Source organism: Micromonospora sp. NPDC057141, from assembly GCF_042670805.1.
In the GTDB taxonomy this organism is placed as follows: domain Bacteria; phylum Actinomycetota; class Actinomycetes; order Mycobacteriales; family Micromonosporaceae; genus Micromonospora.
In genome coordinates this window covers 238,767-260,368 of sequence record NZ_JBHUVA010000002.1, presented here as the reverse complement: position 1 = coordinate 260,368, position 21,602 = coordinate 238,767, and the positions used below count along the sequence as shown (strand labels likewise).

The window sequence follows — 21,602 nt, the reverse complement described above, 5'->3', positions numbered from 1 at the left end:
GCTCCTCTCCGGTTGGTCGTTGCTGTTCAGGGCTGTAGGCCTTAGTTTGGTTCGCTACAAAGAATGAGTCGCCGGGCGGCTTTTCGTGTCGGCCGCATTGGGGAGCCGTCCGGCCTTGGCGGGTGTATCACGGATGACGGATCTGGCGGCATCCAGTGCGACGGCGAGTTCGGCCAGCAAGGGTTCGGGTACGCCGCCGGTGCCCAGGCCACAGGCGGTGACCTGGTCAGTGAGTTGTTCAGCTTGTCGCTGGGTGAGGATGGCGCGGCATCCGGGGTGGCCGAGGACGTCGCGGGCGGCGTACCCGTCGCTGCGGGCTCGTTCGATGAGGTCGGCGGCAATGGGCTGTGCGGCAGGCTGCTCGACGCCGCCGAGCGCGTCGATGAGGCACATTCCGAGGCGGGTGTGGAACACGACGAGGCCTGCCGCTGTGGTGTCTAGCGTCTGGTAGGCGGCCACGGCGTGTTGTTGAGTGGCGCTCACGATGGCCACTGGCTGGCACAGCAGGTTCAGGGCTGCGGTGACGGCGTGTTCCCATGGTTCGCCTGGCGCGGTGTCGCGTAGGAGTTCCAGGGCGCGGGTGCGTCTGCCGGCGGTGGCGTGGGCGATGACGGCGATCTGCCGGCCGTCGAGCATGCGTCGGCCGATGCCGTTGTGTTGGTGGAGCCGGTGGTAGGCGTCGTCCCATCGGCCGGCCGTGGCGAGAGCGTGTGCGCCGCTGGACAGCAGGACTGTCCAGAGCCACTGGCGGAGTTCGCGGTGCGCGGTAGGGCCGGGGGTGAGACGTGCAGCAGGGATGGAGACGCCGTCAATGGTGGTGTCGGTGCGCGACGCGACGGCGCGGTAGAGGGTTTCGAGGAGTTTCCATGCTCCGGTGCCGTCGCCGGCGCGGATGCGCAGCCGGGCGAGGTTGATGATGGGTTCGAGGCTGTGACTTGCTGTTCGGAAGTCGGGGGCGGGGTGGGTGAGCGCGGTGCGGGCGAGGCGTGTCGACCATTGGTGGGCCAGGTCGGGTCGTCCGCAGTCTGATGCGAGCAGCGCGGCGAGGTTGATCACGGCGGTCGCGGTGGCGGGGTCGTGGTCGCGGGTGGCGGCGGCAGCGCGGCGGGTCAGGTCGGCGACCCGTTCGGGCAGTGGGGTGCAGGCGGGTCGGGGCCGGGCGACGAGGGGGAATCTGCGGGCTTGCGCCCCGGTCGGGTCCATCAGCTACCGGTTTCTCCCCTGGCTGTGGTGACCGTCGTCCCGCGGTTGTGCTGGTGGTGGGTGGCTGGTGGGGTGGTGGGATCTGGGCCGAAGATGGCGGTGGCGGCGTGGGTGGCGAGGACGGCCTGGGTGGTCGCGGGCAGGCCGATCCGGTTCATCGCGAAGATGACGTGGTGGGCGAGGACGTCGCGCAGCCCGCGGTGGAGGTCGCCGGTGCCGGCGAGGTGGACCAGGTCGCGGCCGGCGGTGGTGAACGCGGCGGCCCAGTCCGTCGCTCTCCGGTGTGGCCGGGCCGGGTGGGTGAGGCTGCTCGCGTCGGTGCTCATGAGCCGGCGCAGCGCTGTCTGGAGAGCATGGGTCTTGTCTGGGCTGGGTGTGTCGGGTGGGGGGCGGTGGTGGGCGACCTTGGACCAGACGTCTCCTTGTTCGTACCAGTCGAGGCCGGCCCCGCGCAGCAGGGTGCTGGCGAGCAGGATCGCGATCTCGCGGCGGCGACGGGTGGTGGGCTCTGTTGCGGTGGTAGCGAGGTAGCCGAGCACGTGCCGGCTGTCGGCGTGCCACAGCCGATGGGCGACCGCCATCGCGTGGTCGCCACCGAACGCGCGGGTCTCGGGTTCGTAGACGACCTCGACGGCGCGGGTGATGTGCCCTTCACGGATGAGGGCGTCGAGGCGGCTGAAGAGGTGCTCCCGCGCTGTGGTGGTCGCGTTGGTGGGGAGGTAGCGCAGCCGCCACTGGGGTGTCTTACGGATGAAGAACCAGCCAGTGATGTGCCTGTCAGCTTCCGCTTGGATGAGCATGGGGGCGAGGTGGGTGACAGCAGTGTGCTCGGCCCGGTCCGGATCGGGCAGCTCGACGGTGATCTGAAGCCACGGCGACGGCATCATGGCGTTCCTTCAAGGGTCGGGGGGTGAGGGCCGGTGTGCGGGTCGGATGGTGTCAGGCGAGCAGGAGGACCGCGTCCCACCCGGACATGGGGGCGGTTCCGGTGCCGACGGCGTGCAGCGCGAGTGCGGTGCCGGTAGCGCCGTCCATGAGTTCCGGGTCGGTCATCGGCTCGCCCAGTAGCTGGGCGGCGAGGTGGCTGGCCAGATTGGGTAGTTCAGCGGCCAGCGCGGGGCTGCGGGCGTCGATCGCCATGCGGAATGCGGCGTGGAGCAGGCCGGCTTTGCCATGGCATAGGCCGATCTCGGGGAGGAGGGCGGGTCGGTTCGGGTCGCGCAGCGCGGCCAGGATCCCGCGCTCGGCGACTGCCTGCCGGCGGGGGTCGTCGAGAGCGATGCCAGCCAACTGTTGGGCCCGGGCGGTGCCGGCGATGCCGTAGCACCAGGAGGGGCGGGGATGGTGCGACGGTGCGGGGCGGCCGGCGTGGTCGATGGTGAGGTAGCCGGGCCACCAGGGGCCGGGGTTGTCGTCCTGGCGCCACTGGTCGGTCCAGGAGCAGAGGCGGGCGAGAGCGTCGCGCAGGCCGGTGGTGGTCAGGTCTTGAAGGACGGCGAGGGCCAGTAGCGCGATGACGGCGCTGATGCCGTGGGCGACTCCCAGGTTCCCGTGCCCGTGTGGGTGGTCGGGGTCGGGTTCGCCGGACAGGCCGACCTGCATCCACCACGGTGGCAGTCCAGTGGTGTCGTGTTGGCTGGGCAGAGGGTGGGTGAGGCGGACCAGGTAGGCGAGTACGTCGCGGGTGACGGGGTGGCCGGGGTGGCGGTGCAGGTGGTAGACGCCGAGTCCGGTCAGGCCGTGGATCAGGTCGAACTCGCGCATAGGCAGCGGATCGCCTCGGTCGATGCGGGCATGAGCGGCGGCCAGGCGCGCTCGGGTGAGGGCGAGGACGGTGTCGTCGAGTGCGGCCAGCGCACGCCGATAGCGGGTCGTGCCGGTGGCGTGTAGGGCGAAACCGAGCGCTGGTGCGCCGTGGAACAGGTTGGCGTTGCCTCCGGTACTGACCGGCTGGGATGTAACGAGCTTCAGCCAGGTGTGGGCGGCAACGTCGTCGCCGTGGCCGGTGCGGGCTCGTTCGATGTGCAGCAGGGCGATACCGACCGCGCCGCCCGCAAGGGACTGCGGCCTCGCCCGCCCCTCGAATGCGGGTGGGATGGCTTGTGGATCGGCCAATGCCTCGGCGATGGTTGTCGACGCCGCGAGCGCGTGCGGGTGCGCGGGGCTCATGGTTCGTTCCGAGTGCGGGCGGTCCAGCTCAGCGCGGCGGCGCGGGCCAGGTGCAGGCAGGCCCGTTCGCTGTCCGGGTCGGGCCCGATCATGCGGGTGTGGTGTAGGTGCAGCAGGTCAGGCAGCACACTGTCCACGGCGGTCCCGACGGCGTGCAGGGTGGAACGGTAGGTGGTCAACGTCTCGCGGCGCCGCTGCCAGGCAGCCCGCAGTTCGGTGCCGTCACCGAGTACGTCCAGGCCGGTCTGGTCGGGGTTGGCGAGCGTGATCGTGCGCTGATACACGTCGCGGGGTGGGGCGGATCGCTGCGGGCGGGTGTGGTCGATCAGCCACCGCATGCCGGCGGTGGTGTTACCGATCAGGGCGGTCGTGAGGTGCAGCAGGCTCGCTGCGGTCACCGCACGAACATCGGATGCCCGTCCACGGTCGATGGCAGCCAACTGGGTGACGGCGGCTGCGGAGTCGGCGGCGAAGACCCCGGCGGCGGCAGTGTCGGCGGTGGGACCGCCGAAGCGGCCGGTCTCCGGGTAGTCGGTGTCGATCTGTACGCGGGCGATCAGGCCGACGCGGCGTAGGCCATGTGTCCACTCGGCGAGTGTGGTGAGGTTCGCGTTGCCGGTCAGCCGCAGCCGTAGGTGCGCATCGGGGTCGCCGTAGCGCAGAAACCACCATCGTGTCTGTGGGTCGAGCTTGCGGAGCAAGGACGGGAGGTGGCGGGTGAGGATCGGTGTCTGTCGGTCGGGATGGCCGTACAGCTTGACGAAGAGGTGTTCACCGACGCCGGGGAGATGCCCGTGTTCGCGGACGTCGACCACGGGTGCGGTGGCAAGCGCGTGTGGTGGTGGCGCCGGATCGACTGTGGCAGCCAGGGGGACGACGATCTCGTGGGCGCGTCCGTCCATCCAGCCGGCCGTGTCAGGCGGGGACGCGGCGCGCAGTACGGCGGTCGGGGTACGGCGCAGGTGGTCGCGCAGCAGGGCCTGATGCGCCGGCTCGGCGAGATCCAGCCGGATGCGCTGGTCACTGTCGCCGAGGTACGCCCCCGGCGGGCAGCCGGTGGTGTCGCGCCAGGATGCCAGTGCCCGGCTCCACTCCCGCCAGCTCGCCGCGGGGGCGGGCAGGGCATTGGCTGGTAGTAGCCAGCGTGCCGGTGACAGGATGGTCCGCTGGTAGCGCAGGGCGGGCAGGAACGGCAGACCGCTCGCAGCGCCCCAGTCGAAGCCGTCACACGGTGCCGTGAAGGCAGTGGGGGCCTCGGTGAGGAACCGTACGATCGGCAGGGTGTAGTGCACCTGTTCGACCGCGTTGAGCACGATCGGCTCCACCACGCGCCGCCGGGAGACCGACACCAGGTAGATCCGGTCGGCGTCAGCGGTGACCGCAATGTCGTCCAGCGCGATCCGGTCGGGCGCGTTGTCGTGGTATTCCCCGAGCGAGACGTGGTGCGGCATCACGTGGGGGGCGCGGGCCACGTCTTCGGTGACCGTGTAGAGGGCCGCCGCCGACACCTGGACTCGCAACGCGCCACGGGTCGCCTGCGGTAGCGCCGCGTACTCGCCGGTCATTCGCTTCCGGTCCGCAGGGTCGAGCAGGTCGAGAAACCGGCCGGTGACGGTGCCGGCGTTGCGGGACACGCCGACGACCTCCAGCTGAAACTCGCCCCGGTCGAGGTCCCGGGTGGTACGGGCATGCACGGTGACGGTCAGCTCGGTGCTCGGCTGGACAGATACGACGGGTGCGCCACCGGTGAGGTCGGCGATGGCGGCGTCATCGAGCACGACTTCATGCTCGCGTCGTAGCGACGCGTCCTGGGCGAGGGCCATCAGCTTCCGATCCCGCGCGGTCAGGGCCGGTGGCGGCGCGGGGGTAGCGCCGCGGTAACCGGCGGGGTAGCCCAGGCCGAGATCGGCGTCTACCGCGTCCCGGACCGGCACGATCGCATGGGGTCCGTAACGCTCGAGGAAACGGCGGTGCCACGCCGCCCACCCCCCACGGCCGGCAGCGGCGAGACGCACCAAGGCGCCGGCTGCGCTCGCCGCCTCGACCGCTACCACCTCGGGAACACGCACGTCGGCGTCCAGCCGCAGGTCCATCGCGACCGGCGGCTCGTCGGCGGGGTGCAGACCCGTCATCGTCTCGGCCAGCCGCGCACCGGGCGTCGCGGTGTCCGACACGGCCCATTCGGAGAGGGCGCGCAGCACGGTGAGCGTCGCACGCGCCCGGGCGAGCGCGCTGTCGCCGGGGGTGCCGGCGTCGGCGTCGGCCACCGCCTGCTGAAGGCCGGCGGTGACGGCGGACAGCGGGTCGGTGCAGGTGGTTGGCGGCCGTAGCGCGGTCAGCAAGAGCCGTTGCGACACCATCCGCGCGAGCAGCGCATGCACCACCCCGACGGGGGCGCCGTGGTCGGCGGCAAGCACGGCAACCAGATCCCCCAGTCGAATCGGGTCCGCCGCCGCCGTCAGCGCCGTGAGCACCGGGCCAGTGGCGCGCACGTGCACCTGGGTAGGCCGCTCCCCGGGCTTCTGGTGGGTGCGGTGCTCCAACACGATCTGCCTGTCGCGGCACGTCAGGAGGTTGTTGGCGCGGACCATCAGGTGCGGCCGAAGCACCGGATCGGCCTCCAGCCCGTCGACCAGGCCCGAAAGCCACGCCGCCCGCACCCGGAGCACCGCCCAGTGTCCGTCACCGAAGCAGACGGCGGTGGTCGGGGCCAGGCGGGCGGGCGCGACCCCGGCGAAGAAGCCGTACGGCGTCGCCCGGCCACGCATCCGCAACAGGTAGCGCAGGACCGACATCACCACCCGCCGTGCCTCATCCTCTCCGACACGGCCGTCGCAGACCGCGCGGACACGGTCGGCGAGCACGGGACTGGCGAGCTCCACCGCCGCCGCGAATCGCGGTGCCGCGAACACCTGCCCCAACCACCACCGCCACGACCCTGCGTCCTGCACGCCGGTCAGGTCCGGCCACCAGCCGACCAGCCGGTCGGGAGGGCAGGGCGTCGCGCGCACCATCAGCGCGTCCAGGTGCCGGTACACACGTCCTCCCCTGCGAACGTGAGGCGCCCGGCCGCGCGGCATTCGCCGCACGGCCAGGCGCCCCGGATCTTCGTCCTACTTCGGGCAGCTGGTGCAGGCGGACTGGCAGGTCTTGCCGCACCCGTCGTTCGTCATGTAGATCAGCTTGTCGACGCCCTCGCCGGACTCGACGAAGCTGATGTCCAGCTCCCAGTCGTCCGGCCCGAACTCGTCCTTCTTCCCGTCCACCGCCACCGGCGACACGGACGGAGCGATCCGCTCCTCGGTCATGATCGACACGACAGCCTCCTTCGAGGGGGTTGTGATCCACCCGGCGTCCCGGCCGGAACGCCGGTAGCTGTCAACGCCAGGACACCGCGACGACGCCATGGCGCTTCGGCACGTACCAGCCGTCCGGCACGCCTGCGTTGGTGGGCAGGTACTCGATCCGGGCGGCTCCTCGACGGCGGAAGTCCGCCGCCCAGCGGCGCAGCAGTCCGACATACCGGTCAGCGACCGCCTCGGCCTGTGGGCCGTAGGCGTAGACACCGCTCTCCCACCCGCCGTGGTCCTCGTTCTCTCGTTTCGTGCGGTAGGCCAGACTGCCGCCCTCGACCACGGCGGCCGTGCCGTAGGTCACCGCCGGGGTGAACACGCCCTGGTCCACCAGCTGCTGGCTCGCGTAAAGGAAGGGCACGTGGGGTGCGCTGGTCACCACGAACAGCTCCAGCTCGTCGGGCATGTCGAACGCCGCCCCGGACCACCGCTCGATCCTCGGCGCGTGCACCGCCTTACGCAGCGCCGGCACGTCGAAGCCCGGATCCGGCCCGTCGATGCGCAGCGTCGCCTCACCGTGGATCGGCACCAGCGTCTCGGAGTACGTGCCCTCGCCCTGCATCGGCACGAACCCTCCGAGGCAGTAGCTGTGACTGACCAGACGCCCTCCGGCCAGGTCGAAGGCGACGCAGCGGGACAGGCCGGCGAACCGCAACGGCACCACGATCCGGCCATGCTCGGACAGCTGGGCGATCCAGGCCGGAGGGATGTCCCACGCGCCGACCGTGACGATGATCCGGTCGTACGGCGCCTGCTCCGGCACACCGTGTTCGGCGTCGGCCTGCACGACCCGCACCCGGTCCTCGTAGCCGGCGGCCTGCAGACAGGCGCGGGCCCGAGCGACGATCTCCGGATCGATGTCCACGGACGTCACCGCGCCCTGTGGGCCGACCAGCTCCGCGATCAGCGCCGCGTTGTACCCACCCGAACCGATCTCCAGAACCCACATCCCCGGCTCGATCTCAGCCTGCTCCAACATGATTGCCTGGATGTGCGCCGCCGACACCGAACTGAGTGCCGTACCGTCCGGACCGGTCTTCGTCACCAGCGGGGTGTTCGAGTCGTACACGACCTCCAGCGGCTCACCTGGGGCGAACAAGTGCCGCGGCACGACCGAGAACGCCGCAGCCACCGCCTGCGACCTGATCGTGTCCTCGCTCAGCTCCGCCACCATCGCCGTCCGCAGCGCCACGGGATCCCGCACAACGCTCCCACTTGCGGTAGTCAAATCATCACATCCTGGTTGTGTGGTTGGTTGCCGTCGCCGGCCGAAGCCAAATCAACCTGCAGGCAGCTTCGCGAAAGGTTGCGGAGCCGGCAGCCGTCGCGCCGGCCACAGGGCACCCTGCCGCCGCTCCGAATCCCGGTCCGACATCCGTGATGCCAGGAACCAGTAGACGCTGCCCGAACGCGTGTCGAACACCCTCGACACGAACCTTCGACGCGCGACCCGGCGATCCCACCCCAGACGAGCAAACAGGAGCTCATCGCACACGCAGAGCCACCTGATGTTCGCCTTCCACTCCGCCACGGCGACCCGGGTGGCAGCTGGCGGGCATCACGTAGACGGCGTGCTCCAGGCAACGGTCGACGACGTGCAGCCGCATCCGACGGTGATGCAGATCCTCAACGACGCGGGTGTCGCCCGCTACCCCGCACGGGACATCTAGGCAGGGCTGCGACGGGACGGGATCCTGATGCGCGGGCATCTGCCCGCAGCTTCGGGCACCCGACCTGACGGGCTCACTGGCCAACCGCCGCCGCTGACAGGTGTGAGACGGCCGGTCCGGGTGGCGATCAGGCTGGATTTCGGCAGGTCTCGTGAGATTCTGGTGGAAGCTGTGGTGCTGAGGACATTGGCGAGTTCCCGGGCGGCGGGGTTGGTGCATCTATCGCCGGAGACAGTTGGCCCTCGAGCCAGTAGAAGACCTTGTCGCCGTGCCGACGACACTTGTCGAAGAAGCACTGTGCCTGCTTTGTCCCGATCGGTGGTCCACTCGATCCGGCTGCAGGAGTTCGCAACGGCCACCCCGACCAGACTGTCCATGAGCAGCGTTCCCAGGCCCCCCTGCCAGGTACAACTCCTTCAGATAGAGCGAGCGGGTCAGGCCGGCGGCTGGCTACAACAATGGAGTACGTCGCTAGCCCGACGAGTGCCTGCGCGTCCCCGACGAGCACGGCGTGGGCCAGGGGCGGGGCACCGAAGAGCACTTCGTTGATCTGACGGATCCGCATGTCACGGGACTCGACCTCGGTCTCGCCGTAGATGGTTTTCAACTCCTGAAGAAGCGCGGCGATCGCGTCGACATGGATGGGTTCGGCGGCCACGACCGTGGTCTCGACTGTGTCTTTCCTGCCGGCCTTGACCTTGACCATTCGGAACGCTTCGGGTGGTGCTACCGCGGCATGCCGCTGCCCACGAAGGTCGTCGCTGCGGCCACCCCGTCGGTGACCGCGTCGGAGAGGGGGAGATTGTGGACCAGGCGTGCCGCTAGCGTGCCGAGAAAAGTGTCGCCTGCACCGCTGGTGTTGATCGCGTTGATGTTTGGTGCGGGCACGAGCGCGGTGTCGTGGGCGTCGCTGTAGGCGGCGCCGCGCGGGCCGGCGGTCACCACGGCCGCTCTGGGGCCCAGTTCGCGAAGCTCCCGTGCGGCGACCCTTGGGTCGTCGTGGTGGCGGCCGAGTATCGCCGCCGCCTCGGCCTCGTTAGCGACGAACAGGTCTAGTGGGGCCAACGCAGCCGGCCCAAGCGTGGGATGCGGCACCAGGTTGCCGATGAGCGTCCGCGCGCGGTGGTGTCGGAAGACGGCGTCGACGGCGTCGGGTGGGAGATCGAGTTGGGTCACCACGACCGAGGCGTGCAGCTCTGCGAGTCTGCTGCGTACCTGCTCGCCGGTGAGCTCGGTGTCCGGGGCCAGCGCGAGGATGATGCGGTTCTCTCCCTCCGGGTCGACCTCGATGAGCGCGATTGCGGTCGACGCCGACGGCACGAGGTGGAAGCAGGACACGTCAACGGCCGCGTCGGTCAGGGTCCGGTACAGGAAGGCACCCCAGTGGTCGTCGCCGACATTGCCGATCAGACTGGTGTGCGCACCCGCCCGGCTAGCGGCCAGGGCCTGGTTGAGGCTCTTACCGCCAGCGGTGGTCGTCGCTGGCGACGACGCGAACGTCGTGCGGCCAGGAACCGGCGGCCCGGGAATCCGCACAGTGATGTCGATATTGGCGCGGCCCACGACGGCCACGCGCGGCACACTCCACACCTGCGCCGAACCGGGCGAGTCGCTCATCCGACCGCAGCCAGTTGGTCAAGTAGATGCCCCACATCCCGCTGGCTGCGGAAGGGTTCGAGCTGCCGAGCCAAGGCGGCGACGTCGCGGCGGACCCGAGCCGAGCCCGTGGTGGTGGCCACCGACAGCGCTTCTGCGGCTACCGTGGCAGCGTGGCCTGGCTCCGAGGCCGCGAGGTACGCGTGCGCGGTGCGGGAGAGGTACACGCCCCGCTCTCGCCGGTAACGCTCGGGCCACTCGTTGACGGCCGCCGTGAAACTACCGATGGCCTTGTCGGGCTGCCGGAGACGCAGCCATCCCTCACCTTCCTGCGCCGCCAGATAGGGACGGGTACAGAATGATCCGAGAGAGTCATCGTCACTGGTCGATGAAGCGCCCGCGACAAGTGAGTGGGCGCGCTCGATCGCGGCTTGGAAGCCGCTGACATCTCCCTGAGCAACGCTGCCATGCGCCTGCTGGACCGCGGCGAAGGCACGCACGAGCGTAGGCGTGCCAGGTAGGCGCAACGCCGCACGAGCCAGAGCGGCCACCCGGTCCTCATCACTGGTGGGGACCATCCGCTGCGCCTTGCGGGCCAGCACGTAGGCCCAGAACTCCTGGTCATCGGCCTCCTGCGCGAGGCTTCCCGCACGGTCCAGCCACCGCTCGCCGGCCGCCCGATCTCCCAGGTCGTCGGCGAGCCAGCCCGCGAACTCGCTCCACCGCGCCTGCGTGCTGACCAACCGGTCCCGAAGCTCCCCACGCGCCTGCCTGCGCAGAGCGGCGATCAACGCGATCTGCTGCTCGACCGTCGACAGGACGGTAAGGCCGCCGAACCGGTCGTCGGCTCGCACGAGGAACGCGCGCAGCTGCGCGAAGTAGTCCACTACGGCGGGATCGACAGCCGACGAACGAGGCACGTCCATGGCGGTCACAGCCGGCAGCGTCACCACCCCGGCGGCGAGTTCCAGCAGCGCCCTTCGACTCACCCGCAACGACACCACCCGCCCATCGGACACTGCCGCTAGGGTAACGACATCCTCATCACCGACGCCGTCACCACCAGCCGCCACGACGCCAGCGACCTGCATCGCCGCAGTCAGACCGCCTCGGCCGTCTGCCCCGTCCACGGCACCGACGCCGCCCAGCGGCCTCTCCGCCTCAATGGCCGGAACACCACGAGGAGCAGGTGGAGGCATACGGTCCTCGACCTCGCCCCACCGCGCGCGCTGCGCCGCGTCGGCTCTTTCCTGATCAAGCTGCTGCTTGAGGCGACGGTAGTCGTCATAGCCGGTCAGCAACTCCCCGCCAGCTCCCAGGGCCGACTCACAACGCTGCCAGAAGACCCGGTCCGGGCACTGCCGCCCAGTCTCCACGCCGGCGATCGTGGTTCGGGAAACCGGCACCCGCCGCGCCAAGTCCAGCTGGGTCACCCCACGCGCGTTCCGCCACCCCGCGAGTCTCGCGCCCAGCGCCCGTCTCGCACCGTCCACCCGCTGGGGATCGATCACCAAGCCTGCCCCTCCCAACGCCACATGGGCGCCACAGCCACATTGACGGAAAGCGACGCCACCCTAACCGACTACAACAAACCCGGCCAGCGATACGGCAACCCATCACCCCATCCCGACAATTCAGCCCGCAGCGGGCGATCCACACCATGATCAAAACCCAGTCGGACAGGGCAACCGCCGCCAGAGCACGCTCCTATGGCGTGTGTCGATCTAGCTGGGCGGTCCTGGCGGCTGCGGTATGAAGACTCCGTATCCGAAGTGGCTGAGCTGGCCCAGTGCGAGTGGTCCTTCGTGGTCTTGGTCGAACTCGAGGCTGACTCCGAGTCCTGGCCGGGCGTGGTTAAGCCTCTCTGGTGGGAGGCGGTATCGGCGGAAGGCGCGGGCCCAGTGGTCGGAGAGGCCTTCGTCTGGGCTGAGGCGGGTGACGGTCGCTGGTGGGAGGTTGCGGTAGTTGAGCTCGGTGCGGATGTCGGCGGTGATGTACTCGTCGAGGGTTTGTCGTTTCGGGTATCGGACCGGTAGGTAGGGGGTGAGGCTGCGCCACCGTCTGGCCGGGCCGCAGAGCTCGGGTGCTACCTGCGTCGGTGTGCCGGTGGCCTGCAGGAGGAGGTCGACCTCGGGGAATCCCTTGACCTGGTAGCCGCTGCGGCGTCCGGAGGCTCGGCGGATGCCGATGAGGTGGCTGACTTCGTCGAGTGTGAGTCCGCCGGGTACCCAGACGAGGAAGCCAGTCACGGTGGCGCTGGGCTCAGGCCCGGTGGGGATGGGGATCCAGTGGGCGTGTTGGTGGTTGGTTGCCGCGCCTCGTTGGCCGAGCACGGCGGGTCGTGGGCCGTCGAGTCTGCTTGCGGCGATCCGGTGGATCTCGTCGGCGAGGATCACGCCGTGGGTGGTCTTGAGGGGGACGCGGGAGGTGACAGCGAAGCGGATCGCGGTGATCGCGCTGTCGACTTGCCGGGTGGCGCGCGCCGGGGGCGCCTTCGTGGGGGTGGTGGTGTAGTCGATCCAGCGGGTTTCGGGGGGCAGGGTGCGGCGTCCCTTGCGCACGTCGAGGGTTGTCGTTTCGAGGACGGCGCGGCGGATGGGTGTGGTGGGGGCGAGGAGCCGTACGGTGTCGGCTCCGCCGGTGCCGGGTTGCCACCAGGTGTCGTCTGGTTGCTCGTCGGTGTCGAGGAGTCGGGCTTCGCAGACGGAGTCGGCGCGGCCGAGGTAGGGGATCAGCTCGACGAGTTTCGCGAGGGTGTTGCGCTGTTCGTCGGTGAGGGTCGCCGGCCATTGGACGAGGAGGTCCTGGTCGCGGGGTATCGCGAGGTAGGGGTCGAGGGTGAGGGCGGTGCCCCCGGTGCTGCCCGTCGTGTGGTCGGTGTCCGGGAGGTAGTGCCGGGTGTGGCCGGGCTGCGACGGTGGGGTTCGGTAGGCGGGCAGGTCCCCGAGGGTGGCGAGGAGTCCGTCGAGGGTGGGGGCGGGTAGGTCAGGCCAGCGGGTGTACCAGGTCGAGACGAGCGCGCGGAGGAGCCGCCATGGTGAGGGGGGCCATTCCACTGCTCCTTCGTTGACGCTGCGGTCCCAGGGGGTGGCGTGGTAGCGGCCGAGGGGGAAGCGGATGGCGAGGGTGACGGTCATCCTTTGCCACGTCCGGTCCAGACGGCGGTGGTGATCGGGCCGAGTTGGTCGCCGCATTCCTGGACGAGTTTCGCGATGCGGCGGGTGGCGTCCGCGGTGTCGGGACGTTCTCCGTCGATGTGGACGACGTCGAGGTCGCAGGCGGTGCGCAGCCGCAGTCCGCTGTCGAGGAGGGTGCCGATCTCGAAGTCGATCAGGGCGTGCAGCAGTGCGGTGGCGGTTTCGGAGAGTCCGTAGGAGCGCAGTTGGGCGTGGTCGACGGAGAAGTAGGCGGTGATCTGTTTGGCGGTGTACTCGACGCGGTGGTGGGGGACGGTGCCGTATCCGTCGGCGGTGGCGCCGTCCTTCGCCTCGTTGATCACGACGTCGCGTTTGACTCCGCCGCTGACCGCGGGGCGCACGTCGTAGGCTTCGATGAAGCTGGTGACGGCGCGGGCGATTCGTGGCTGCCAGGGCCAGCCCTTGCGGGCGAAGAAGACGCCGTGGATCAGGGCTACCGGGTCGATGGCGAAGCAGGCGCGGGCGACTGCCCGGTGGTCCAGTGGCCGGCCGGCGGCGAGTCCGAGGCGCTCACGCATCCACTGTTCGCCTTTGACGCCGTCGACCTGCCCGTTCATGACGTAGGCGGAGGCGAGGCGGTGGGCTTCGAGGCGGCTGGAGGACAGGAAGGCGCCGTCGGCGTCGACGACCCGCACGTATGGCAGGCCGGCGAGTTCTTCGCGTTGTTCGGCGTTGGCCTCGTCCCAGGTGGTCGACTCCAGTCGGTTCGCCATCGATTGGGCGGACTCGACGAGCAGCGCCCGTCCTTGTGCGGATTCGAACTCGGCGGCGCCGAGGTCGGGGAACCCGGTCGGTTGGAAGCGGGATCCGATGACCGGCTGCAACGTGGCCTTGAACACGGTGCGGTAGGTGGTCACGACATCTCCTTGATCAGTTCGGGGGCGTGCATGGTTCCGGTGGGTTCGTCGGAACGGACGGGAATGCCGAAGTGCCGGTTGAGTTGGCGTTGGGGGTGGCGGCACCGTGGGACCAGCGCCGCCGCGAGCGCGTGCCCGTCCACCGGGATCTGCGCTGGTGCGGGCACGGCCAGCCAGCCGGCTTGGCGTAGGCGGCGTGCGGCGTCGGCGTGGACGGCGACGGTGTGGCCGGCGGCGAGTCGGGCCGGCCAGTCCGGACCCAACGCCCAGCGGGGCACGTCGCGGTCGGTGGTGCGCCCCGGTGCGAGGCCGTTGGCAAGGGGGTGCAGCAGCCCGAGGGTGGGGATCGGGGTGACCGGCTCGTCGGGGTCGGTCCACTGGTGTTCGACGCCGTCCCACCGCAGGGCGAGGCAGGCGCGCAGCCACAGGTCCAGGGCTTTCTCGTCGAGCCGTCCCTCGATGGCGAAGGCGTGGAGGTCGAGGTCGGGGACCCGTATCCCGCGTCGGAAGGTCGGCGATCCCCGGAATGCGGTCGTGTCCTGCTCGTCCGGGGCGGTGCGGCAGCGCCACGACAGCACGTCGGCGAGGACGTGGCGCAGGGGCCGCTGTCCGAACCCGGCGACGAGGGGGGCGTCACGCCAGCGGGGGTCGGGGTCGATCGGCAGGAGAAGGTGACGCATGCTCCGCGCCTCACCTTTGCCGCCGAGGGTGGCGCTGGAGGCGATACCGACAGCGACCCGCAACTCGGGGCAGCTGGCCCTGGCGAGGACGTCCAGGAACTCTCCCGCTGAGGGGGGCGTCCGTGGGGGTGTCTTGTCGCGGGTGCGGCCACTGCGGCCGACGGCCTGTTCGAGGTCGGTCACCGCGGCGAGGATCCTGGCCAACGGCACTGTTCCGCCGTCGCGGACGTAGGCGAGGTGGGCGGTGTCGAAGCGGCGCAGCTTCTCCTGCACCGCGCCGGTGTGGGCTTCGCGGCGGACGAAGGACACCCAGTCTTCGAGTCGGGCGACGAGCCGCACCTCTGGTCGGGCCTGCACCGTGACCCGATCCAGGGGCACCGCCACGTAGGAGAGTCCGTTGCGTTGGTGGAGCCCGTACCGGGCGAAAGCGGCGACGCCACGTGCCACGCCGAGGCTCTTCGTGGCGGCGTAGAACTCCACCGCCCGGCGGGCGGGTCGCCCCCGCCACGCCGCCCGGGCGTCGGCGAACAGCTGCGTCACCTCCGGCAGGCTGAACGGCCGCTCCCACAACGGCGCCCAGATCTCCCCCCGGGACTCCTCCCCCATAGCCCCGCTGGTCGTGCCGTCGGCGCTGGAGGCGACGGTGAAGGGGATCGCGGCCCGCCCGGCCTGATGTTGATGCCGGCGCACGGCGGTGGAGGCGAAGAACAGGGCCCCCTCGACCATCAGGACGAACGCCCACGGGTTCACGACCGCGTCGGCGACACCGAACGGGGAGGAGTTCGGGCCGCCGGTGGACAGCGGGTCGAACTGACCGCCGGTCGCCCGGCTCAACGGCGTGCTCTGCTCACCGGCGAGCAGGTCCCGGGCGTGGGCGAGCGACCGCGTGGCCTGCGCCGCCTTGACCGGCAACACCTCGAGGAGCCGTTGGTGGAAGGTGGTGGAGAACTCCAGGCGACCGTCGTTGCCGCCGGTGCCGAGCAGCGGCGGGAAGTAGCTCTGATTCCCGACCAAAATGACCGTGGCGTCGATCCAGGGCAACAGCGCGTCGGGGGCCCGGTTGCGCAGCTGGCGGATCGTGCGTTCCTTCGTCCAGCCCTGCGACCGGGACTGCTCCCCCACCGCGGTCGCGGTGACCAACGCCGCCCGGAAAGGAGCAAGACGAGGCGAGGGGTGGGCGGCCAGGGCTTCGAGGGCCTGTCTCGGGGTCTTGTCCTTGGCCCCGAAACCGCTGCCCTCGTTCCACGGGCTCAGCACCGGCGTCGGCACGTACTGCTCCACCAGCCAGCCGGCCAGGTCCGGCACGGTCGTGGCCAGCGTCAGCCCCTGCGCCGTCCACTGCGCGGTCGCCTCCGGGTCGGCCTGTTCACCCAGGACCCGGAACAACCCCAGACCAGCCAGATACGCGCTCAGCGGGGTGGGCCGCAGCCCCGGCAGGACGTGAGGGGTCACGACGCCTTCTCCAGGTCCGCGCTGGCCCGCCAGTCGGCGATCCTGACCAACGTCTCCAGATACGCCAGCACGAACGGCCCGTACCGGTCGCGCAGACCGAGAGCGGTACGGGTCCACGAACGGGCGCCGCCGAGCCCGAACTGGTCCAGGTCGACGGTGAGAGTACCCGCCGGCTGCCCCAGCAACTCCGAGGTCAGCACGACCTCGTGGTGCTTCAGACCGAGAAGACGGTCGTCGTCGGTATCGTCGGGTCCACGTACCTGGATGCGCAGCTTCCCATGATGGGCGAGAACCAGGTAACGCACCAGGTCCGGGTCCTCAACACCGGCGAGCAAACCCCGCAGCGGATCGTCGAGCAGCAACAGCGACACCAGTTCGTGCCGAAAGTTGGTCGTCGCGTCCGGATACACCAGCCGGCCGTCGACCCCGGACTTCGCCCACGGACGGCCCGCATCCACCCACTCACGATCGGCGGGTCCAGCCAGCGCGCAGAGGGCATCCTGCCACGTCGGATGCGCCTTACCCACGTCGTGGGCGTAAGCGGCGACCGCGACCGCGCGCAGGACCGGCCCCGGCAGGACCGGCCCGATCGCCGCGATGAGCGCCTCGACATGGTCCCGCACGTCGACACTGTGCCGCTCCAGGCTCAACCACCTGCCTTGGGCGACGCTCGCGTCGTCCTGCCGGAACGCCTCCTCCGCGCCGCTGGCCTGCTCAAGCACCGAGGCCACTTCCGGTGTGGGGTCCAGCGACGGACAGCCCGGCACCGGCTTGCGTGCCGACGGGTCGAACCCCGACTCGGGGTCGTAGCCACCCGCGCCGGCCGCGACGACCAACACCTCCCCCGGCCGGGCGGGTTGCCGATCACTGACCCGGGTCCACTGGCCCACCGCCTGCGTGAACCGCCACACCGCGGTCCGTTTCGCCAAGGCACGCAGCTCACCCAGCGGCACCCGGCAACGCCACCTCGCCTCCGGCGCCTTCGCCTGCGGCGCCGGCCGCCCCGTGGCATCGACCGGCGTCCAATCCGCCCAGGCAACCTGGACGTCGAGGTCGTCGGCGTCCCGCACGTACGGCCCCACGTCCAGATCAGCACCAGTAAGGTCCGGTGCGGTGTCGAACAGGGCGATCAGGTCCGCCCTGCGCAGGACAGTGACCTCCGGCTCGGTAGTGGGCACATCCCGGTCGAGCAGGTCCTCGCCCGTCACCGCCACACCCTCCAGAGCCGTCAACTCCGCCACCGCCGCCCGAACGTCCGCCTCCTCATACGGCAGATGCCGCACCGGCGGCAACCACCACAGCTCAGCATCATCGAGCAGACCCCGACGGTTGCACCGACCAGCGCGTTGCACGACCGACGGCCACGGCGCGGCCTCGGTGAACAACACCGCCGCATCAAGATCAAGACCAGCTTCGACGACCTGCGTCGCGACGACGATATGACCAGCACCCGTGGGATCGGCGGCGACCCGCAGCGCCAGACCCTCCCGCTCGACACCCCGGAAACGGGAATGGAGCAGCGTGTGCGGCACCGACGTCGCCCGTAGAGCGGCATAGACGCCACGGGCCGCAGCCACCGTGTTCACCACGGCGAGGGTGAGAGTGCCCGGCCGATGACGCCGCAGCACCTCCGACGCCACCGCCCGGTAGTCGCCAGGCTCGACCGCGAGCCTCCCGACCCTGCGCCGCGCACCCAGCCGCACAGCCAACTTCCCGACTCGGTCCTCCGCCTCGATCCGCACCGTATCGGCCTCGGCCGGAGCGGGATTGTCCACCGTGTCGAGCAAACTCGCCGACACCGTCGCCGACATACACGTCAACCCCGTCGGCTCGACCGTCACCCACGAGGCCCCGCCCCCACCACGGGTGAACGCCGCCAACTGCCGCAGCGTCGTCGTCGACTCCGGACACAACTGAATCTCATCGACAACCCACTGGGCACCGTTGACCACCAACGCGAAATCGATCGGGTACATCGCCCGCGAGATGCCATAACCCCTGTTCAACGCCTTACTGACCAAAGAGTCCACCGTGCCGATGACAATCGCCGGCCGGTGCATGTCCAACCGCCAACGCCGCTGAGAATCCCCCGACCCACCCATCACCACATGCACCGCGACCTCATCGGACAACCCGAGGTTCTCCAACCATCGCACCGCCTCTCGAGCCACCTGCTCCACCAGAGACCGCTGAGGCAAAGCAAAGATCAACCGCCGAGGTGTCCCAGCCTGGTCGGGCCCCTCCAACCGCCGCCACAACCACGCCAGGATGATGCCCGTCTTCCCCGCGCCCGTCGGCACCCGCACCACAGCTGGCAGACCATCCCGCGCCAACCGCGCCTGATACCCATACGGGGACTCGCCGGTCGCCGCCCTGAAGAACGCATCAAAGGACGCCACACACCCCTCCTCGAACAACCCGGAAGCGACCACCGACACCAGACCAGCGGAAGATCAGGAAAGCAGCCTCGTCGAATCAGGTCCTACACCCCGGGTATGACACTGTCGGCAACCAGACCCCGGCTGAAGATCAAGGAGCAGGCGGCCCCACCAACTCGCACGACAACACTAAAGCCGAACCCGAAGCGCCATGAACCTCAACTCGAAATCCCAGCCAGCAACGGAACTCACACGACAGCTACCCTGATTCAACAGTGTCCACGCTCCATGCAGCAAAGCTCGACCACCAGAACAACCCCGACCGAACAGAGCGCAGCGCGGCACTCCAGCACCAGCCCACCAGCGGCGAACATCCACGCCCACCCGGCCCGGAACTTGACAACTCAAGCAGTCCTAGGCGACAAGGTTCGGAACCCTCGGCGATCACCGCCCCAGCGAGGGGTTCCCAACCAGCAAATACCTTGAAAGGGGCAGAACGAGTTCTCAGCCAGGTCGAAAGCCATCGCAAGGCGTCTATTTATGCTGTTCGAGAAGGGTTTCACCGGCCCCGCAGGCCGGTCTCCGTTGCAGCTGGAAGGCGCTCGCCGGCTCGGACACCCACTGGCCGTGTTTCACCGGCCCCGCAGGCCGGTCTCCGTTGCAGCGCCAACGGCGACCCGATGATGCAGCTCGTCGTCCAGTTTCACCGGCCCCGCAGGCCGGTCTCCGTTGCAGCATGATGCCTGCCGCCTTGCGCGGCCCTGTCACCGAGTGTTTCACCGGCCCCGCAGGCCGGTCTCCGTTGCAGCGCGGCGGGTCGGGTCGAGCGCGGCCCCTGATACCCGCGTTTCACCGGCCCCGCAGGCCGGTCTCCGTTGCAGCTGGGCGTGCGCGCGGCAGCGCCGGAAGTTGGCGGCCTGTTTCACCGGCCCCGCAGGCCGGTCTCCGTTGCAGCGCCGTCGCCGTCGGGTTGACCACCTCCCTGGCCCTGTTTCACCGGCCCCGCAGGCCGGTCTCCGTTGCAGCGACATCGCGGGGGGCGACCATCATCAGGTCGGCCAGTTTCACCGGCCCCGCAGGCCGGTCTCCGTTGCAGCCCCCTGATGATGAGACTCGCTACGGCTCCCGGGTCGTTTCACCGGCCCCGCAGGCCGGTCTCCGTTGCAGCTCCGGTGCCCGCCGCGTTTGACCCGCAGACGTTGGAGTTTCACCGGCCCCGCAGGCCGGTCTCCGTTGCAGCGCTGGGCCAGTGCTCGGCGCTGTAGATGGCTTCGGGTTTCACCGGCCCCGCAGGCCGGTCTCCGTTGCAGCCGTCGCTGCGGGAGCTGGCTGACCTGTACTCGGTCAGGTTTCACCGGCCCCGCAGGCCGGTCTCCGTTGCAGCGGGTGAGGGGAGGATCCGTGCACGAGGTGGTGACCTGTTTCACCGGCCCCGCAGGCCGGTCTCCGTTGCAGCCCGTACATCCGGGCCAGCTCGGCACCCTTGATCGGGGCGCGTTTCACCGGCCCCGCAGGCCGGTCTCCGTTGCAGCGTCAGCGGCGCGGTGTCGTCGTGGTTCAAGGAGGCCGGTTTCACCGGCCCCGCAGGCCGGTCTCCGTTGCAGCCCGCCCTGCTCCGGCCCTTTGCCCGTGCCGAGGACGTGTTTCACCGGCCCCGCAGGCCGGTCTCCGTTGCAGCAACTACGGGTCCAGCACCCGCCTGCTCATCGCCGCCCACGTTTCACCGGCCCCGCAGGCCGGTCTCCGTTGCAGCGTCTTGTCGACGGTGAGCGCGCTGGTCTTGTACACGTGTTTCACCGGCCCCGCAGGCCGGTCTCCGTTGCAGCCTGCCGGTGGACTACTGGCCGCTGGAAGACGTCAGGTTTCACCGGCCCCGCAGGCCGGTCTCCGTTGCAGCACCCCGAGAGGGCAGGAGGATCTGGCCCCTCGGGGTGAGTTTCACCGGCCCCGCAGGCCGGTCTCCGTTGCAGCGTCCTGTCGAGCCGCGCGAAAGCCTCCCGCTACCTGCGTTTCACCGGCCCCGCAGGCCGGTCTCCGTTGCAGCACCATCGAACACACCGAGGGCGTCCACTTCCGCGACGAGTTTCACCGGCCCCGCAGGCCGGTCTCCGTTGCAGCTCCTCAATGCGGGATGAAAAGGGTGTGTAAGGGTGTTTCACCGGCCCCGCAGGCCGGTCTCCGTTGCAGCCGGTTCGCGCAGGACACCTCCAACGCGTCCGCGACCACGTTTCACCGGCCCCGCAGGCCGGTCTCCGTTGCAGCGACAACGCCGACGGGCTCGGTGAGTACGAGCCGCATCTCGTTTCACCGGCCCCGCAGGCCGGTCTCCGTTGCAGCGGCTCCGCGACGACGCAGGCCACGTTCGGGCCGAGTTTCACCGGCCCCGCAGGCCGGTCTCCGTTGCAGCAACCTGGCCATCCGGGAGTCGCTGGGGTTGGCCCGGAGTTTCACCGGCCCCGCAGGCCGGTCTCCGTTGCAGCGTGGCCACGCACGCGGCGATCCGCTGCGTGCCGTCGGGTTTCACCGGCCCCGCAGGCCGGTCTCCGTTGCAGCACCGCAGCGTCGGCCGCCTGCGCCCGGGTCGGGGTCGCGTTTCACCGGCCCCGCAGGCCGGTCTCCGTTGCAGCAGGTACACGTCGTGGGTGAACTTGAGCCGCCCGCCGGTTTCATCGGCCCCGCAGGCCGGTTCCGTTGCAGCACCGCCTACCGAGGGACGGACGAGTGTGCCAGGAGTACTTGGTCTCGCCGGCAGGCGCGGCATCATCAACGACACCTACAGACTGCTACAGATCTTGAATGGTCAGGTTGTGTCGGGTTCGAGTGTCAGTCCGGTGTGAGCGAGGAAGCCGTCGAGTAGGTCGGTGCGGTACTGGATGCTCTTGAGTCGGTTCTTGATGATCGCCTGGAGGTGGTCGACGCCGGTGACGGCGAGGTTGCCGATGCGGCGTTTGAGGTGGGACCACACGGCCTCGGTGGGGTTGAGGTCCGGCGCGGGCCGGTAGCCGGATCACCGTCAGCCAGTTCCGGGCGTCGATCATTTGCCGCAT

The 21,602-nt window shown here is 69.9% G+C and carries 13 protein-coding genes and 1 CRISPR repeat array; all 13 genes read right to left on the bottom strand.

Annotated features, from left to right (window positions below; translation table 11 throughout):
- Positions 1–54 precede the first annotated feature (54 nt).
- Positions 55–1,056, bottom strand: coding sequence for a hypothetical protein (locus ACFT41_RS03115; protein WP_377583709.1), 1,002 nt, complete (start codon positions 1,054–1,056; stop codon positions 55–57).
- Between the two features lie 146 nt (positions 1,057–1,202).
- On the bottom strand, positions 1,203–2,087 hold the full coding sequence (locus ACFT41_RS03110; RefSeq protein ID WP_377583706.1) for a thiopeptide-type bacteriocin biosynthesis protein: 885 nt from the start codon (positions 2,085–2,087) through the stop codon (positions 1,203–1,205).
- A gap of 55 nt (positions 2,088–2,142) precedes the next feature.
- A complete protein-coding gene (locus ACFT41_RS03105; RefSeq protein ID WP_377583703.1) occupies positions 2,143–3,372 on the bottom strand; it encodes a lanthionine synthetase C family protein in 1,230 nt (409 codons plus the stop codon).
- Entirely contained in the window at positions 3,369–6,410 is a 3,042-nt protein-coding gene (locus ACFT41_RS03100) for a lantibiotic dehydratase (protein ID WP_377583700.1), read from the bottom strand. The genes ACFT41_RS03105 and ACFT41_RS03100 overlap by 4 nt, the downstream gene beginning before the upstream one ends.
- A 75-nt stretch (positions 6,411–6,485) precedes the next feature.
- Positions 6,486–6,680, bottom strand: coding sequence for an FxLD family lanthipeptide (locus ACFT41_RS03095; protein WP_189041652.1), 195 nt, complete (start codon positions 6,678–6,680; stop codon positions 6,486–6,488).
- Positions 6,681–6,750: 70 nt separating this feature from the next.
- A complete protein-coding gene (gene fxlM, locus ACFT41_RS03090) occupies positions 6,751–7,929 on the bottom strand; it encodes a methyltransferase, FxLD system (protein WP_377583697.1) in 1,179 nt (392 codons plus the stop codon).
- Positions 7,930–9,121: 1,192 nt separating this feature from the next.
- On the bottom strand, positions 9,122–10,012 hold the full coding sequence (locus ACFT41_RS03085; RefSeq protein ID WP_377583694.1) for a ribokinase: 891 nt from the start codon (positions 10,010–10,012) through the stop codon (positions 9,122–9,124).
- Positions 10,009–11,424, bottom strand: coding sequence for a helix-turn-helix transcriptional regulator (locus ACFT41_RS03080; protein ID WP_377583691.1), 1,416 nt, complete (start codon positions 11,422–11,424; stop codon positions 10,009–10,011). Before ACFT41_RS03080 ends, ACFT41_RS03085 begins: the two co-directional genes overlap by 4 nt.
- 291 nt (positions 11,425–11,715) lie before the next feature.
- Positions 11,716–13,128, bottom strand: a complete 1,413-nt coding sequence (gene csb2, locus ACFT41_RS03075) for a type I-U CRISPR-associated protein Csb2 (protein ID WP_377583688.1) — start codon at positions 13,126–13,128, stop codon at positions 11,716–11,718.
- The gene (gene cas7u, locus ACFT41_RS03070) at positions 13,125–14,045 is read right to left on the bottom strand and encodes a type I-U CRISPR-associated RAMP protein Csb1/Cas7u (protein WP_377583685.1); all 921 of its coding nucleotides are present in this window, start codon (positions 14,043–14,045) and stop codon (positions 13,125–13,127) included. The genes csb2 and cas7u overlap by 4 nt, the downstream gene beginning before the upstream one ends.
- Positions 14,042–16,177, bottom strand: a complete 2,136-nt coding sequence (gene csx17 / locus ACFT41_RS03065; RefSeq protein WP_377583683.1) for a type I-U CRISPR-associated protein Csx17 — start codon at positions 16,175–16,177, stop codon at positions 14,042–14,044. Before csx17 ends, cas7u begins: the two co-directional genes overlap by 4 nt.
- Positions 16,174–18,615: a CRISPR-associated endonuclease Cas3'' gene (locus ACFT41_RS03060; RefSeq protein ID WP_377583680.1), complete on the bottom strand. Its 2,442-nt coding sequence runs from the start codon at positions 18,613–18,615 to the stop codon at positions 16,174–16,176. Before ACFT41_RS03060 ends, csx17 begins: the two co-directional genes overlap by 4 nt.
- Before the next feature lie 496 nt (positions 18,616–19,111).
- Positions 19,112–21,253: direct repeats of the CRISPR family, unit length 36 nt; unit sequence GTTTCACCGGCCCCGCAGGCCGGTCTCCGTTGCAGC.
- 102 nt (positions 21,254–21,355) lie between these two features.
- The gene (locus ACFT41_RS03055; protein ID WP_377585836.1) at positions 21,356–21,520 is read right to left on the bottom strand and encodes a hypothetical protein; all 165 of its coding nucleotides are present in this window, start codon (positions 21,518–21,520) and stop codon (positions 21,356–21,358) included.
- Positions 21,521–21,602: the final 82 nt, after the last annotated feature.

What these genes read in the sequence shown, in the direction of transcription:
- ACFT41_RS03110 (WP_377583706.1), bottom strand. Translation starts at nt 2,087, where the DNA reads ATGCCGTCGCCGTGGCTTCAGATCACCGTCGAGCTGCCCGATCCGGAC.
- ACFT41_RS03105 (WP_377583703.1), bottom strand. Translation starts at nt 3,372, where the DNA reads ATGAGCCCCGCGCACCCGCACGCGCTCGCGGCGTCGACAACCATCGCC.
- ACFT41_RS03095 (WP_189041652.1), bottom strand. Translation starts at nt 6,680, where the DNA reads ATGACCGAGGAGCGGATCGCTCCGTCCGTGTCGCCGGTGGCGGTGGAC.
- ACFT41_RS03085 (WP_377583694.1), bottom strand. Translation starts at nt 10,012, where the DNA reads ATGAGCGACTCGCCCGGTTCGGCGCAGGTGTGGAGTGTGCCGCGCGTG.
- csb2 (WP_377583688.1), bottom strand. Translation starts at nt 13,128, where the DNA reads ATGACCGTCACCCTCGCCATCCGCTTCCCCCTCGGCCGCTACCACGCC.